Origin of the sequence: Pedobacter sp. UC225_65 (assembly GCF_042698365.1) — a bacterium.
Taxonomy (GTDB): Bacteria; Bacteroidota; Bacteroidia; order Sphingobacteriales; family Sphingobacteriaceae; genus Pedobacter.
The window spans coordinates 2,300,667-2,315,353 of the sequence record NZ_CP170550.1 but is presented as its reverse complement, the minus strand read 5'-3'; the positions used below and the strand labels follow the sequence as shown (position 1 = coordinate 2,315,353).

The window sequence follows — 14,687 nt, the reverse complement described above, 5'->3', positions numbered from 1 at the left end:
TTCGTAAATATATCATTTAATTTCTTTTCAAAAAATACCTATGTCTTTGCAAGTTTATACATTACATGAAGGGTCTTATTCTGTAGATATTACCAAGAAATTTGTCCCTTTTGATTCAGCAAAAGATAATCCTAAAGATCGACCTGCTTCTTTGTTTATCCATGTTCAGCCATTTTTGGTGAAGGTAAAAGATACATTGGTTTTATTTGATACTGGTTTAGGCTATAGCAATGCGCAAGGTCAGCTGCATCTGCACGAAAATATAAAAAAGGCAGGCTTTAAGCCTGAAGATATCAGCATGGTATTGATGTCGCATCTACATTTCGACCACTCTGGCGGCATGGTACATCATTTGAACGACAAGATGGAACTCAGTTTTCCAGATGCGACCTATGTGATACAAAGAGGGGAGTGGGAAACTGCTTTTACAAGTACATCTTCCTCTTACCACACCGAAATATTTGATTTTCTGCAACGAAATGCGCAACTGAAATTTGTAGAAGGTTCAGGACAATTGACGCCAGAGAATCAGCTACGAACTGACGGGTGCACATTGTCCATATCACCAAGTATTTTTAATTGATGATGGTGAGGATAAGGTGTTTTTTGGTGGTGATGTTTTACCAGAACCTGAAGAATTGATCAGAAAGTTTATTGCCAAATACGATTTTGATGGGAGGAAAGCAATGGAACTGAGAGAAGAATTTGGGCAAAAAGCAGCAGCAGAACATTGGAAATGTCTGTTTTATCATGCCAAATCAAAATCACAAGCTTATATCGAAGTAGAAGAAGATCGTTTTAAGATTGTATAGATTTTAGCGCTATGTTTTATAGCGCTTTGATCAATTCAGACAAACGTTCGATAGAGAGAGGCTTAGATATAAAACCCTTAACAGTTGAGTAGCTTTTTGTCTTTTCGATATCGTTTTCATATACCGAAGAAGATAAGATATAGAGATCAACATTTTGTTTGATGCCTAAAGTCTGATAAGCCTCCACAAATTCCCAACCATTCATAACTGGCATATTGATATCTATCAATACCAGGTTTGGGAGTGTTTTGTGTTCTGTAATTGTTTCGTTTAGATAGTCTATAGCTTGCTGTCCGTTGCTTTTTGCAACCATATCGATATCAAATCCAGTCTTCTCTACAATCTTTTTAATGATGAAAATATTAATATCGTCATCATCTATCACTAATAGATTGATTTTATCGTCTAACATTGAGGGGCTTATATAAAATTAGAAAACCTTTTCTAATGCATTTAAAGGTAGATATTGAAAGTTGAAATATCAATAAGTTTTTATAAACAAAAAAGACCCAATATTGTTATTGGGTCTTTTTTTTGTGCGTTTTATTTCGCTTATTTTTTAGCTACTAATTTTACTGCTAAAGTAAAATCATCATAGATAAAGTTGTCGCCAATATTAGAAAATACTGATTTTGACTTGAATTGAATACCAAACTTGGTTCTGTCAATCGTAATTTTATCAGCAGTAGCAGTAACAGTTTTATCAGCATTCCATGTAATTGTAGCAGGGAAAGTGATAGAATTTGTAACACCTTTAATGGTTAAATCGCCTGTAACATTTACGTTAGCACCAGAACCGTCAACTTTTTTGATTACAAAATTAGCTGCAGGGAATTTAGCTACACCAAAAAAGTCATCTGCTTTTAAGTGGTTTTCTAGTCCACCATTTTTATCAGCATCTTTAATTGTGGTCATGTTTGCGATGAAACCACCTTCTGCAAGTTTTTTACCATTGAAAGCTAAAGTTCCAGAAGTTAGGCTAACAGTTCCGTTATGAGAACCTGCAAATTTTTTGCCTTCCCAAGTAATTGAAGATTTAGTTACATCTACAGTGTAGATATCTGCTTTTGGAGCAAATGCAAGGAAAGAAAAGCTGCTTACAACAGCTAATAATAAGATTGAAGTGATTTTTAATTTCATCTGATTTTTTAATTTTTTTGTAAAGGTATTTAAATAGTTTTAGGTAAAAAATATCATATGTTAAGATTTCATCTTAAGAAATTTCTATCTAAGCTTAACAACAATATTAATGTTAGAGTTAAATATACACAAAAGGTTTAGCAAGTGTTAAACAAAAAATGCCACAATTCAATTGTGGCATTTCAATATGTTTTTGTTCTTTATTGTTGTGGACCAGCAGTAAAGAACATGTTGAACCTGTTGTATAGGGCTTCATATTGCTTGCCCAAATCTTGCGACAGCTTTGTTTGCTTATATTGTGCGGCTACTTTGGCCATAGGTTCTAATCCGTAGATCAGCCCCATTTGTACATTTTGCATGCCGATCAACTGGTTTTTGCTTTTTGATATATCTGCCAAATAAGAAATCTCTTTTTGGATATAAGCTGCAGATTTGACCAATAGTTTATTGGCCTTATCGGTTTCTCCTAAAATATATAGGTTTTGTGCCATCGTAGCTACGCTCATCATGTTACGGATGCCATAGATTTTGGTAGGCATCACTTCATCATATTTACGTACTACCTTTTTGGCATCTTCAATTCTGCCAGCTTTGATCAGGCCAGAGAATCAGGTTATTGAAAAGCCTATTGAAAATAGAAATGTCATCCACCGATTGAGAATCTAAATAACGGGCGTTTTTGATGTTGCCCCATTTAAACTTGTTCATTACATTGTTATATAATGGATCCTAGGTTGATCGGGTCTTCTCCTCTGTTGGCCGCAATGCTATCTTGTTTTAATGGTAATAGACGTAAAGCTAAACCTTCGTTGTACAAATAGTTGTCTAAACCATTGAACTGCTCAGAAGGTACCGTGCTACAGAAATAAACAGGTCTTTTCCAGTTGTTGTGTACAAGGATGTCGAACATGGCCAAAGTACCTTTAGTTACATAGTCTTTGTTGAATTTCCAATCCATTTCTGGGGTGATCCTGGTCAAGTCTGATGCTGGTAAAGTACCCGAGCTGATCACCGCTTGTGGGTCAACCGTTAACTTAAAGTTTTTGGTCGGAATAAAATTGGTTTTGCTACCATCGATCAATCCAATTTTGTCATCAGGATCTTCAGACAATAAAAGGTCTACAATTTCTTTCAGTTCTACCGAACCATTTACTGGCATTCCTCTGTAATACATTACATCTCTTTCACCAGAAACGTATTGTGATTCTTTCATGCTGATCGGCAATGGTTCTGATTGATGTACCTTTCTTCTCATTCCGTTGATATACCAATCTGTATCAAATAAGCTTAGGTTAACTAAGCGGATATCTGGTCTGATGTTTTCCACCTCTTGGGCATACCATAATGGATAGGTATCATTATCACCATAGGTAAAAAGAATGGCATTTGGCGCACAAGATTCAAGGTAGCTTACCGCAATATCATGTGGAAGCAATTTGGTTGAACGGTCGTGGTCGTTCCAGTTTTGGCTTGCCATCAATAAAGGGGCGGCAAATAAAGAAACAACAGTTGCACCTATTGCAGCGGTTTGTGGGTTAAGTTTTTTAAATACCCATTCTTTGATGGCAATTACACCCAGCCCTATCCAAATGGCAAAGGCATAGAATGAACCAACATACGCATAATCTCGTTCTCTAGGTTCTAATGGCTTCTGGTTAAGGTATAACACAATGGCCAAACCAGTAAAGAAGAATAACAATGCAATGATGCCTGCATCTTTTTGGTTTCTTTTAAAGTGCCATATCGCGCCTAAAAGCCCTAAGATCAATGGTAAAAAGAAATAACGGTTGTAAGAGTTGCTATCTGTAATTGAAGGAGGTAGGTGAGATTGGTCTCCCAGGTATAAAGCATCGATAGGTTTAACGCCACTTAACCACTGACCTTCGTAAATGCTACCTTGTCCTTGGTCTTCATTTTGTCTACCTGCAAAATTCCATAAGAAATAACGCATGTACATTAATCCGGTTTGGTAACGGGCAAAGAAAGCAACGTTGTCAAAAAAGCTTGGGAAATGCGTATCGCTGAAACCCATCATGTCTTTATAATACTCTACATGGCGATTTTCTTCGCTGTACATTCTAGGGAACAATACTTCGTGCTGCAAACGTCTGATACTGTCTGGAAAACCTTCGTTCTCTCCGTAGATTCTTTTGTTTTTTTACCAGCAATCTCGTATTTCGTTGCCCCTTTTCTGTAGATGTTACCAGTTTCTACCCTGATTGGGTTGCTGCCATCATCTTTATATTTAGGATCGAATTGTAGTTCTTGCCAACCAATAATGGCCTGTCGCCATACTGCTCACGGTTAAGGTAGCTTAAAAATGAGAAAGCGTTGTCTGGATTGCTATTGTTCAAGTTAGGTTTTGCCTGGGCCCTGATCAAGATCATGGCAAAAGAACCGTAACCAAAAATGATCAGTACAGTTGATAGCAAAGCCAGATTTAAGATTTTTTTCTGGTGTTTGATAGAATACCTGATGGCCAATACCAGACCTGTTACCAAGAGTACAATAAAGAAAAGTACACCAGTTCCAAAGCCTAAGCCAAGGGTATTTACAAAGAAAAGGTCGAAGTAGGCACCAAAAGAAACCAGGTATTGGATAATACCATATTGTACGACCGCTAATATCAAAATACCAACAGCAAATGTTTTAAAGATGCCCTTGGTAGTAGGTTTTTCCGTTTTTCTGAAATAATAAACAAAAGCAATGGCAGGAATGGTCAACAAGTTTAAGATGTGGATACCGATCGAAAGCCCCATGATATAGGCAATAAACAATAACCATCTATCTGCACGCGGCTCGTCTGCATGAGCTTCCCATTTTAAGATGGCCCAAAATACTACAGCCGTTGCCAATGAAGAAAGTGCATATACCTCAGATTCTACTGCAGAGAACCAGAAACTATCAGAGAAAGTATAAGCTAAAGCACCAACGGCACCTGCACCCATAATGGTGATCAAGTTGCTCGTGCTGATTCTTCGCCTTTTTTTACCAATACTTTTTTAGCCAATGCGGTAACGGTCCAGAATAGGAATAAAATAGTGGCACCACTGGCAATGGCCGAGCCAACGTTCATGAAATAAGCAACCTTGGTTACATCACCCATGGCCAACATCGAAAAGAAGCGTTGGATCATCAAGAAGAGCGGGGCACCTGGTTGGTGTACAACCTGCATTTTAAATGCAGAGGCAATGAACTCTCCGCAATCCCAAAAACTTACAGAAGGTTCTAAGGTGAGAATGTAGGTTAAAGTAGCGATAAAGAAACAAATCCAGCCTACTACGTTGTTTATTTTTGAATATTTCATTGTCTAAATGGTAAAAATAAAATTCTATTGGCACATAAAAATGCTGCCGAAAATAAAGAATTAGATTGATATAAGCGTAAAGATTTAAGGTCTTTTAACAAAAATTAACCGTTTATTGTGGGTTTGGGAGCTCTTTTAAAAATATTTTAATTTTTTTTTAATTCGGACTTGCAGATGTAAAAAATGTGCGTAAATTTGCATTCCATTTCAGAACAACGGTTGTGATGGAAAATTGTCCGATAGTATAAGGGTAGTACAACGGTTTTTGGTACCGTTTGTCTTGGTTCGAATCCAGGTCGGACAACAAATTTTTTTCGGATTGTGAATAAACCCGCAATCCGATTTTTTTTAACCAGCATTGATACCCGCAAATCATGCCATTGCAATTTAACCCAGTTAAGATTTTTGCCGGAAGTGGCACAAAAGATTTAGCGAAACAAATTGCCGACGCTTACGGCAAACCACTTGGAAACGTAACTTTAAGTCGGTTTAGCGATGGCGAGTTCCAACCTTCTTTTGACGAATCGATTAGAGGATGTGATGTGTTTTTGGTGCAGTCTACCAATCAGCCTACCGACAATTTAATGGAGCTTTTGCTCATGGTTGATGCCGCAAAAAGAGCCTCTGCACATTATATTACTGCAGTTGTACCTTATTATGGCTTGGCTCGTCAAGATAGAAAAGATAAGCCGCGTGTAGCGATAGGGGCAAAACTGGTTGCAAATTTATTAAAGTCTGCAGGTATCCACCGCATCATGACAATGGATCTGCATGCAGCACAAATACAAGGTTTCTTTGATATTCCGGTAGATCACTTAGATGGCTCGGTTATCTTTGTACCTTATATCAAAAGTTTAGGTTTAAAAAACCTGACCATTGCTTCGCCTGATATGGGTGGTTCTTATAGAGCACGTACTTTTGCAAAGTTTTTTAATGCTGAGGTTGTGATCTGTGATAAACGCCGCTTGCGTGCCAATGAAATCGAATCGATGTCGATCATTGGTGATGTAACCGGACAGGACATTGTGTTGATGGATGATATCTGTGATACTGCAGGTACCTTGGCCAAAGCAGCAGCTTTGATCATGGAGAATGGTGCAAATAGTGTAAGAGCGGTTTGTACGCATGCTGTTTTATCTGGTAAAGCTTACGAAACAATAGAAAACTCGATGTTAGAAGAATTGATCGTAACAGATACAATTCCTTTAAAACAAGAGAGTAGCAAAATAAGAGTGTTGAGCACTGCTAAATTATTTGCAAAGGCCATTGCCAATGTAAACGAGCATGGTTCAATCAGCGACCTTTTTAAGGTCTAGAAAATTGATTGGTTAACTGTTAAATTGGTTAATCGTTGAGTAGCAGTTAGCCAGTTATGCAATTAACTAGTTAACCATTAGAGAGAATTTAATTTTAACAATAAATAACAATAAAATGAAAACAATCGCAATTAGCGGTTCTCCAAGAGAGAACGTAGGGAAACGCGATGCTAAAGAGCTTCGCTATGAAGGTAAAGTTCCTGCAGTATTGTATGGTGGTAAAGAGCAAGTGCACTTTGCAGTAACAAGTACAGATTTAAACGAGGCTATCTACACTCCAGAAGCTAACTTTTTAAGATCACCATTGGTGGTACAAAAACTAAAGCTATCATTAAAGAAGCTCAATTTCACCCATTAACAGATTTGTTGTTACACGTAGATTTTCTTCAATTATTTGATGATAAAGAAATCGTAATGGAAATCCCTGTTAAATTAACTGGAACTTCTCCAGGTGTTAAAATGGGTGGTAAATTGGTTCAGAAATTACGTAAGTTACGCGTTAAATCATTACCTAAGCACATGCCTCAGGTAGTTGAAGTAAGCATTGCGAAAATGGAAGTTGGAAACTTGTTCCGCGTTCGTGATCTACAAAAAGGTGATTATGTGGTAACCAATACACCAGAAGATACAATCGTTTCTGTAGGTATGTCTAGAGCATTGAAACAAGCAGAAACTGAAGCAGCTAAAGGTAAATAATCAACCTAAGTTGTTTGAAAAAACAGAGCGGTACAGAAGCAATTTTGTACCGCTTTTTTTTTAACGGACTGCAGAATTTGAGTCTTCTAGCCGATGTTATAAAAGGTCCATTTCTTCTATAAGAAAATCAGGGTTCCCTTTGCTGATCAATGTTAGTCGAGCTTTGCATTCCAATCTTTTTGTGCTTCGACAAGCTCAGCCTACAAAAAGGATTTCCATTTCAATCCCGTTTAGATAGGTAGGTCTGTGCTAAATTTATGGTGGCAAGGTATAATTGGTTCGTGAGAACACGAACCAATTTGTTAATGATTTAGTTTTGTAAACACTGCCATCCAACCTTAGGAATATTCTGGCAGCTCAAGTTTTGGCAACAGGTGTTAACTCCTGATGAACAGCCGGCACCAATTCCACCACAACCATCAGGATTTTCCAACTCGGCATCAACGCCACCTAAAATATTTTTCATTTCGGACTTAGTTAGGTTTTTAAATTTTTTCATTTTGTTAGTTTTTTTTGATTATGCTGTAACTACGCTCCAGCTCATAAGCGACATATATTTAAAGTGTATGCTCCTTTACAGGTTATAATGGTTGGTGTTTGTTTTTAATGATATCTTTAATTATCGGTTACAGTACCGTATGCTATAACTAAAACTATAGAATATAAAATATAAAAACAATAGTCACGTCTTAAAATAATTATTGAGATTTGAAAAGCATCCATATTTTGCAAGTCTTATCGGATAACTTTCTGGGGCTGCAGCCATCTTTTCGCTTTAATTTTTTATCCTTGCTCCTTATTCTTTAACTTTACTGGATGAAATATCTAATTGTTGGCTTAGGAAACATTGGACCTGAATATGCCAACACACGACATAATATCGGTTTTAATATTGCTGATGAGCTGGTAGATGACCTTGGTGGAAGTTTTGAACTTTTGCGTTTGGCCTATTATGCAGAGGTGAGTTTTAAAGGTAAAAAACTACATGTGATCAAACCTACTACTTTTATGAACTTAAGTGGAAAGGCAGTTAACTATTGGATGAAGGACCTAAAGATCGCTCCAGAAAATGTATTGGTATTGGTTGATGACCTTGCACTTCCGTTGGGAAAACTGAGGATGAAGCTACAAGGGAGCAGTGCAGGCCACAATGGACTAAAAAGTATCGAAGAGGTTTGCGGTGGACAAAACTATGCCCGCCTGCGTTTTGGGATCAGCGATAATTTTAGAAAAGGCCAACAAGCTGAATATGTGCTAGGCTTATTTGATAAAAATGAGCAAAAAGAATTGCCTACACTGATCAACCGTGGGGTGAGTATGATCAAGAGTTTTGTAACCATCGGACCTGCCCAAACCATGACCTTGTTTAATAAATAGTTATATTGCTATTTAAAATAGGCTTTTATTTTTTGGTGTAAAACGTTGATGTTGAATGGTTTGCTCAAAATGTCGTTGGCTCCAGCTTTTATAGATATTTCTTTGTCGGTATCAAGCACACCTGCGGTGAAGGTAATGATGGGTATATTTTCTTTACCTGGAATAAAGCCAGAGTCTTATTTTTTTGGTAACTTCTAAACCATTCATTCCTGGCATATAAGTATCCATCAAGATCAGGTGGAAATCATTGTCTTTCAACATCTCGAAAACTTCTAGACCATTGGTCACTACTTTCACCTCAACTTCCCAGTTCTCTAAAATCTTAAGGATCAAGAATTTGTTGATCAGGTTGTCTTCGGCTACTAAAATCTTTAATCCTTTTAATACAGGTAGGTTTTCAGGGTCGTTTTCTTCTTTCTCCATCTTTTTTGTCTTGGCAAATTCGTACCATTTCGTAAAACTGAATGTACTACCCACACCTTCTTTACTTTCCAACTCAAGTGACCCGCCTTTGAGTTCAACCAGCTTTTTAACAATGGATAGACCTAATCCTGTGCCACCGTGCTGAGAAATACTATGGTCTTCAACTTGTTCAAACTTATCAAAGATCTTATCTTGATTGGCTGGAGAAATGCCAATTCCTGTATCAATGATGGAGAATTTGATCTGTGCTGTATTGCTCTTTTTGTCCAGTACCTCAACCTTAAATGTAATGGTACCTTCAGTAGTAAACTTAATGGCATTGCTCAACAGATTCATGAAAATCTGGTTCAATCGCAATGAGTCTGCTATGATGATGTTTGGCAGGCTTTCATCAATGTCTAATATCAGGTCCAGATTTTTCTCCTTGGCCCTAATGTTTAACAGGTTGGTCGACTGTTTAATTAAAAGACGGATGTCCGTTTCTGCATAATTGATCCTAAACTTACCGGCCTCTATTTTAGAAATATCCAGTATGTCGTTGATTACACCCAACAATGATTCTGATGAAACCTGTAAAAGATCCAACATTTCTTTTTGGTCGTCATCTAGCTTACTTTCGCTAAGTAGGTGGACTAAACCTATGATCCCATTGATGGGGGTGCGTATTTCATGGCTCATGTTGGCCATAAAATTCTCTTTTGCTTTTTTACTTTGTTCAGCTTCGTTTTTAGCTTTGATCAACTCGGCCTGAAAACTTTCTAATTGTAGGTTTTTTTGCTTTATTTCTCGTTGATTACGAACCAATTGTATAAAAGAATCAACCTTTGCTGAGGTGATATATGGGTCTAATGGTTTGTATAGATAATCTATAGCTCCAACATTAAGACCTTTGATGGCGTATTTGGCCTCTAATGAGATGGCGGTTACAAAAATGACCATGATCTCTTGGGTACGCGAATTGTTTTTCAAGATCTCTACCAATTCAAAGCCATTCATGCCTGGCATTTGTACATCGACCAATGCAATGGCTATATCTTTTTCCCAACAGATACGCAAAGCTTCGTTTGGTGATGTAGTAGTGATAATATTGATGTCATGTTGATCTAGCAATGCCTCTAGCGCAACAATATTCTCTGGTTTATCATCTACGATTAAAAGATTGATTTTACTCATGGGTAGGTTAACTTTTAGTTTATTTTTTGATAGATGTTATTCTTTTTATCGATTACTTTAAATTTTTTGGCCAATTCAGCATCTCTGATACTTTCTTTGGTACCGAGACATAAAAACCCGAAGTTAGCTAAACTGTTATAAAAGAGGTTAATTACTTTCGCCTGGAGCTCTGTATTAAAATAGATCAACACGTTTCTGCACGAAATGAGTTGGAACTCATTAAAGGGCCCATCCGATACCAGATTATGCATGGAAAACAACACATTTTTTTTGAGCTTACGGCTGAGGGATACGGCATCGTATTTGGCGGTGTAATAATTTGAAAGAGAACTGGTGCTGCCGAACCCGATATAGTTTTCAGAGTATTGTTTCATTTTCTGAAGGTCGTAAATACCTTCTTTGGCCTGTATCAGTACTTCGTGATTTACATCTGTACCATAAAAGAAGCTGCGTTTATATAAGTCTTCTTCTGTAAATAAAATGGCAAGAGAATAAAGTTCTTCACCTGTAGAGCAACCTGCGCTCCATACTTTAATGTGCTGATAAGATTTTAGGTAAGGAATTACGTTTTCTTTTACGGATTTGAAAAACAAAGGATCGCGGAACATTTCTGTAATGTTTACTGTAACCTCTGCTAAAAAGTGATCGAAATATTCTACATCGTTTACCAAATGGTTGGTCAGATCAAAATAACTTAATCTTTGTAGTTCTATGATCCTAGAGATACGCCGCTTAAGCGAAGCCATGGTATAGTCGCCAAAATCAAAGCCATGCACTTTTTTGACCAAGTGGATCAGTGATTTTAACTCTTCATCAGAAATGCTTTCTTCTGGCGCTTTACTTTTCATTTTTTCCTTAACTTAACCAAACACGCAGCATTGATAATAGTTTGTCAACGTCAACTGGTTTAGATATATAATCGTTGGCTCCCGCCTCTATACATTTTTCCCTATCATTTTTCATCGCTTTGGCGGTAAGTGCAATAATAGGAAGGTTGGCCCACTGTTTTTGGTTCCTGATCCTACGCATGGCTTCATAACCATCCATTTCAGGCATCATAATATCCATTAGTACGAGGTCAATCTGAGGGTTTTCTTCAATCTTCGTTAAAGCTTCGATGCCATTGTTGGCAATAATGATTTTGATATCATAAGCCTGAAGTGCGCTAGACAATGCGAAAATGTTCCTCATATCGTCATCGGTGATCAATATGGTTTTATCTTTTAACGCTTTTTCTAAGGTATTGGCATGTTTTTTCTTAGTAGGGAGCTGTCTGGCTGCCGAAGCGACAGACATTGAAGGTTGTTGTTGCAATTTGTTGATGAATAGGCTAACCTCATCCAGCAATCGATCGTTAGATTTATTGGTTTTTAAAACCATGGCTTCGGTATACTGCATAATGTGAGCCATTTTATCTCTATCTAGCTCCATTGCGGTATTGATAATTACCGGAATATGTTTGAGTTCTTCTTTAGCCTTGATCTGGTCCAAAAGGTCAAAACCAGAAATATCGGGTAGTTTAAGGTCTAAAATGATACAGTCAAAATGTTGTTCTGCCAAAATCTCCAAAGCCTCTTTACCTGTATAGGCTTGAGATACCTTGGCACCTCTTTCTATCAATTGTTCAGTAAGTGCATTGCTCTGAAGGATCTGGTCTTCTACGATCAACACATTTTTAAAGGTATATTGGTGTTGGTTGATCAACAAATCGAAAGCATGGTCCAATTTGTCTTTTTCGATTGGTTTTTTCAAAAAGCCAATCGCACCTTCTTGTACTGCTTTGGTCTCTTTTTCATTTCCAGCCGACATCATGTGCACTGGAATATGCTGTGTAGCAGGGTTGGCCTTCAGTTTTTTGAGGATGGTCCAACCATCCATGATCGGCAACATTACATCCAACACAATTGCATCTGGTAATAGCTCAGTTGCCATCTGTAGGCCCACATCTCCACTGTGTGCTAAAATAGGATTGAAACCCTTATCTGTAGCATAGATCTTTAAGATTTCGGCAAAATCCACGTCGTCTTCTATGATCAATAAGGTATTGCCTTCTGAAGCGACAGGGAGTAGCTCAATGGTGTTGATGCTCGACTTAATTTCTGGAGTAATGTTGTTTGGAACCTCTGGCAATTCGATGTCCTGATCTTCAGTGGCTACAGCTACAGATAGGTTAAGTGGTACAAAAAGTGTAAATGTACTTCCTACACCTTGTTCACTTTGGATTTGGATTTCGCCACCTAAAATGTTCGCCAATTCTTTACTGATTGATAAACCAAGGCCTGTACCTCCATATTTTCTACTGGTAGACCCATCTTCTTGCTGGAAAGCCTCAAAAATAACTTGTTGTTTATCTGCCGATATACCTATTCCGGTATCACTAATGGCAAAAGATAACACAGTATTGCCGCTCGCTTTTAAAGAAGCATTGTTCTTGATCACACTAGATTTTGCTAAACTTATGTCTAGACCGATCTTGCCTTGTTCTGGTGTAAATTTAAAGGCATTGGAAAGCAGGTTTTTAATGATCTGTTCCAATCTACCTTGGTCTGATACAAAATCTGTTGGAAGATCGTCGGCCAGGTTGATATTGAATGCGATTTTTTTGTGGTTTGCCAACTCTGTAAATAGCGACTCAATATTGTTTCTGATCTCTGTTGGACGTATTTTTTCCAGATGGAGGTCTACACTGCCAGATTCAATCTTAGAAAGATCGAGGATATCGTTGATGAGCGTTAACAGATCGTTACCTGCATTGTGGATTACACCCGCATATTTGATCTGTTCTTCAGATAGGTTGTTCGGTCTGTTTTCTTTAAGTATCCTGGCCAAGATCAAGATACTGTTTAATGGTGTTCTGAGCTCATGGCTCATATTGGCCAAAAATTCAGATTTGTATTTACTGCTTAGCTCTAACTCTGCTGCTTTTATGCTAATGGCTTCTTTGGCCTCATTGATAGAAATATTGCGTTCTTCCAACTGTTGGGCCTTTTCTTCCAGTTCGGTATTTGTTTGTTGTAGTTCTTCTTGTTGTACCCGTAGCTCTTCTTCAGAAGCTTGTAACGCTTCGGTTTTATAGATCAGCTCTTCATTGGTGGTACGTAATTCTTCTTGTTGACTGGCGAGTTCTTCGGCCTGTTGTTGGGTTTCTTCAAAAAGCTCCTTAAGTTGTAGATGCGCCAATGCGCTGTTTAGGGCAATGCCAATGTTTTCGGCAATATTACTGATCAGTTGAAGTTTGTTTTCTTGCGGTTCCGTTAAAAAGCCCAGCTCTGCAACAGCTATGGTTTTGTTTTCGAAAATAATAGGCACCAGAAACAAATAATTTGGGCTGCTATTGCCTAAGGCAGAATTAACCTTGATGTAATCTTTAGGTATATTACTGAGCAACTTAGATTTTTTTTCCAGTGCGGCCTGACCGATCAGACCTTCCCCAAACTTGATCTGGCTTTTGGTTTTACTTTGGTAAGCATAGGCACCCGTTAAGTATAGGATGTTCTTTTTGTTGTCTACCAAAAACAAAGCACCTATTGCTGCATCAATATAGTCTCCTATTTTGGTGATGATATTGGCAGAAAGCCTTTCAATTTCTTGTTCGCCCTGCATGGCCTCGTTGATTTCTGCCGCTCCGGTTAATAGCCAATTGTTATGCTCGTTTAAGGCAGACACTTTGGCCAGCTCTTTATTGGTTAAAAGAATTTCGCGTTCTGTTTCTTTTTGTTGGTCAAATGTTCTGCGGATATAACGCAGTAGGAAGAGGATTAGGGCAAAAATGATCAATGAACTTAATAACACGACAATTACGGTCTGCCCACTTCTTTTTTGATTAGTTTCTTGTCGTTCTTTTAACAGTTCCAACTCCTTGCTGATGATCGTTTCACTTACACGCAAAAAATTAACCTTAAATGTTTGACCTTTATTGGTCATTATCTCTTTACGGGCAGCCTCATAGCCAGAGGAGTTAGAAAGAAGCATGATGTTTTTCATGTCTTCTACTTTCTGACTGGCGTATATTTCCAGGCTATCTACCTTCTTTTTTTGGCTAGGGTTGTCACTCACAAGTGTTTTTAGGTCGGCAATACGAACAAGTATCTGGTTGATACTTTTATTATAGGGAGCTTTATAATTCTGGTCTTGGGTAATTACAAATCCTCTTAATCCGGTCTCTGCATTGATGAGTTCTATCTCCGCTTTTTCAGCTATATTGATTACCTTATAGGTATGTGTGATCCAATTAGAACTATCTGTTAAGGATTGAATACTCAGGTAAGAAGCTAACGCAGAAATAAATACAAAGGCCAAAGAAACGGCAAAACCTGTTAGCACCTGCTGTTTGAATGTTAGTTTAAACATCTTTTATAGAATGATGGATCATCTTATTTCAAAGCACTAAGATAGTATTTTATCGAATTGATGTTTAAGATAATTAATCGTTAACTAAAAAAT

At 37.7% G+C, this 14,687-nt stretch carries 14 protein-coding genes and 1 pseudogene; 5 read left to right on the top strand and 10 right to left on the bottom strand.

Annotation, left to right across the window (positions count from 1 at the left end; genetic code table 11):
- The first annotated feature begins 40 nt into the window (after window positions 1–40).
- Together ACFJIZ_RS12190 and ACFJIZ_RS12185 are read left to right on the top strand one after the other, a co-directional pair.
- Window positions 41–583 carry an MBL fold metallo-hydrolase gene (locus ACFJIZ_RS12190; RefSeq protein WP_379084223.1) on the top strand — a complete coding sequence of 181 codons (543 nt, stop codon included), beginning with the start codon at window positions 41–43 and terminating at the stop codon, window positions 581–583.
- A gap of 16 nt (window positions 584–599) precedes the next feature.
- A complete protein-coding gene (locus tag ACFJIZ_RS12185; RefSeq protein ID WP_379084220.1) occupies window positions 600–812 on the top strand; it encodes a hypothetical protein in 213 nt (70 codons plus the stop codon).
- Window positions 813–828: 16 nt separating this feature from the next.
- Here ACFJIZ_RS12185 and ACFJIZ_RS12180 read toward each other — a convergent pair whose 3' ends face one another.
- The 6 genes from ACFJIZ_RS12180 to ACFJIZ_RS12155 all read right to left on the bottom strand — a co-directional run bounded on the left by ACFJIZ_RS12180 (window position 829) and on the right by ACFJIZ_RS12155 (window position 5,259).
- Window positions 829–1,224 carry a response regulator gene (locus tag ACFJIZ_RS12180; protein WP_379084217.1) on the bottom strand — a complete coding sequence of 132 codons (396 nt, stop codon included), beginning with the start codon at window positions 1,222–1,224 and terminating at the stop codon, window positions 829–831.
- Between the two features lie 140 nt (window positions 1,225–1,364).
- On the bottom strand, window positions 1,365–1,952 hold the full coding sequence (locus ACFJIZ_RS12175) for a YceI family protein (protein ID WP_379084214.1): 588 nt from the start codon (window positions 1,950–1,952) through the stop codon (window positions 1,365–1,367).
- 200 nt (window positions 1,953–2,152) lie between these two features.
- Window positions 2,153–2,491: a hypothetical protein gene (locus ACFJIZ_RS12170; RefSeq protein WP_379084211.1), complete on the bottom strand. Its 339-nt coding sequence runs from the start codon at window positions 2,489–2,491 to the stop codon at window positions 2,153–2,155.
- Window positions 2,492–2,667: 176 nt separating this feature from the next.
- A complete protein-coding gene (locus tag ACFJIZ_RS12165; RefSeq protein WP_379084208.1) occupies window positions 2,668–4,056 on the bottom strand; it encodes a hypothetical protein in 1,389 nt (462 codons plus the stop codon).
- A 106-nt stretch (window positions 4,057–4,162) separates the two neighbouring features.
- Complete coding sequence (locus ACFJIZ_RS12160) at window positions 4,163–4,912, bottom strand: DUF2723 domain-containing protein (RefSeq protein WP_379084205.1); 750 nt, start codon at window positions 4,910–4,912, stop codon at window positions 4,163–4,165.
- On the bottom strand, window positions 4,909–5,259 hold the full coding sequence (locus ACFJIZ_RS12155) for a DUF2723 domain-containing protein (RefSeq protein WP_379084202.1): 351 nt from the start codon (window positions 5,257–5,259) through the stop codon (window positions 4,909–4,911). The genes ACFJIZ_RS12160 and ACFJIZ_RS12155 overlap by 4 nt, the downstream gene beginning before the upstream one ends.
- Before the next feature lie 374 nt (window positions 5,260–5,633).
- Here ACFJIZ_RS12155 and ACFJIZ_RS12150 point away from each other — a divergent pair, with 374 nt between their 5' ends.
- Together ACFJIZ_RS12150 and ACFJIZ_RS12145 are read left to right on the top strand one after the other, a co-directional pair.
- Entirely contained in the window at window positions 5,634–6,575 is a 942-nt protein-coding gene (locus ACFJIZ_RS12150; protein ID WP_055130514.1) for a ribose-phosphate pyrophosphokinase, read from the top strand.
- A 115-nt stretch (window positions 6,576–6,690) separates the two neighbouring features.
- Window positions 6,691–7,271: pseudogene (locus tag ACFJIZ_RS12145) on the top strand (50S ribosomal protein L25/general stress protein Ctc).
- Window positions 7,272–7,581: 310 nt separating this feature from the next.
- Here the strand turns inward: ACFJIZ_RS12145 and ACFJIZ_RS12140 are convergent.
- Window positions 7,582–7,770: a bacteriocin gene (locus tag ACFJIZ_RS12140; protein WP_379084199.1), complete on the bottom strand. Its 189-nt coding sequence runs from the start codon at window positions 7,768–7,770 to the stop codon at window positions 7,582–7,584.
- Window positions 7,771–8,087: 317 nt separating this feature from the next.
- Between ACFJIZ_RS12140 and pth the strand changes: the two genes are divergently transcribed.
- Entirely contained in the window at window positions 8,088–8,648 is a 561-nt protein-coding gene (gene pth, locus ACFJIZ_RS12135) for an aminoacyl-tRNA hydrolase (protein ID WP_379084196.1), read from the top strand.
- Between the two features lie 153 nt (window positions 8,649–8,801).
- On the opposite strand, the gene ACFJIZ_RS12130 is transcribed toward pth, so the two are convergent.
- The 3 genes from ACFJIZ_RS12130 to ACFJIZ_RS12120 are packed head-to-tail and all read right to left on the bottom strand — an operon-like array spanning window position 8,802 to window position 14,594.
- The gene (locus tag ACFJIZ_RS12130; RefSeq protein WP_379084193.1) at window positions 8,802–10,244 is read right to left on the bottom strand and encodes a response regulator; all 1,443 of its coding nucleotides are present in this window, start codon (window positions 10,242–10,244) and stop codon (window positions 8,802–8,804) included.
- A gap of 14 nt (window positions 10,245–10,258) precedes the next feature.
- Window positions 10,259–11,092 (bottom strand): CheR family methyltransferase, encoded by an 834-nt coding sequence (locus tag ACFJIZ_RS12125; RefSeq protein WP_379084190.1) that lies wholly within the window; start codon window positions 11,090–11,092, stop codon window positions 10,259–10,261.
- 7 nt (window positions 11,093–11,099) lie between these two features.
- Complete coding sequence (locus tag ACFJIZ_RS12120) at window positions 11,100–14,594, bottom strand: response regulator (RefSeq protein WP_379084188.1); 3,495 nt, start codon at window positions 14,592–14,594, stop codon at window positions 11,100–11,102.
- Window positions 14,595–14,687: the final 93 nt, after the last annotated feature.

Coding starts and splice junctions, on each gene's coding strand:
- ACFJIZ_RS12190 (WP_379084223.1), top strand. CDS start 41: ATGTCTTTGCAAGTTTATACATTACATGAAGGGTCTTATTCTGTAGAT.
- ACFJIZ_RS12180 (WP_379084217.1), bottom strand. CDS start 1,224: ATGTTAGACGATAAAATCAATCTATTAGTGATAGATGATGACGATATT.
- ACFJIZ_RS12175 (WP_379084214.1), bottom strand. CDS start 1,952: ATGAAATTAAAAATCACTTCAATCTTATTATTAGCTGTTGTAAGCAGC.
- ACFJIZ_RS12170 (WP_379084211.1), bottom strand. CDS start 2,491: ATGCCTACCAAAATCTATGGCATCCGTAACATGATGAGCGTAGCTACG.
- ACFJIZ_RS12155 (WP_379084202.1), bottom strand. CDS start 5,259: ATGAAATATTCAAAAATAAACAACGTAGTAGGCTGGATTTGTTTCTTT.
- ACFJIZ_RS12150 (WP_055130514.1), top strand. CDS start 5,634: ATGCCATTGCAATTTAACCCAGTTAAGATTTTTGCCGGAAGTGGCACA.
- ACFJIZ_RS12140 (WP_379084199.1), bottom strand. CDS start 7,770: ATGAAAAAATTTAAAAACCTAACTAAGTCCGAAATGAAAAATATTTTA.
- pth (WP_379084196.1), top strand. CDS start 8,088: ATGAAATATCTAATTGTTGGCTTAGGAAACATTGGACCTGAATATGCC.
- ACFJIZ_RS12130 (WP_379084193.1), bottom strand. CDS start 10,244: ATGAGTAAAATCAATCTTTTAATCGTAGATGATAAACCAGAGAATATT.
- ACFJIZ_RS12125 (WP_379084190.1), bottom strand. CDS start 11,092: ATGAAAAGTAAAGCGCCAGAAGAAAGCATTTCTGATGAAGAGTTAAAA.
- ACFJIZ_RS12120 (WP_379084188.1), bottom strand. CDS start 14,594: ATGTTTAAACTAACATTCAAACAGCAGGTGCTAACAGGTTTTGCCGTT.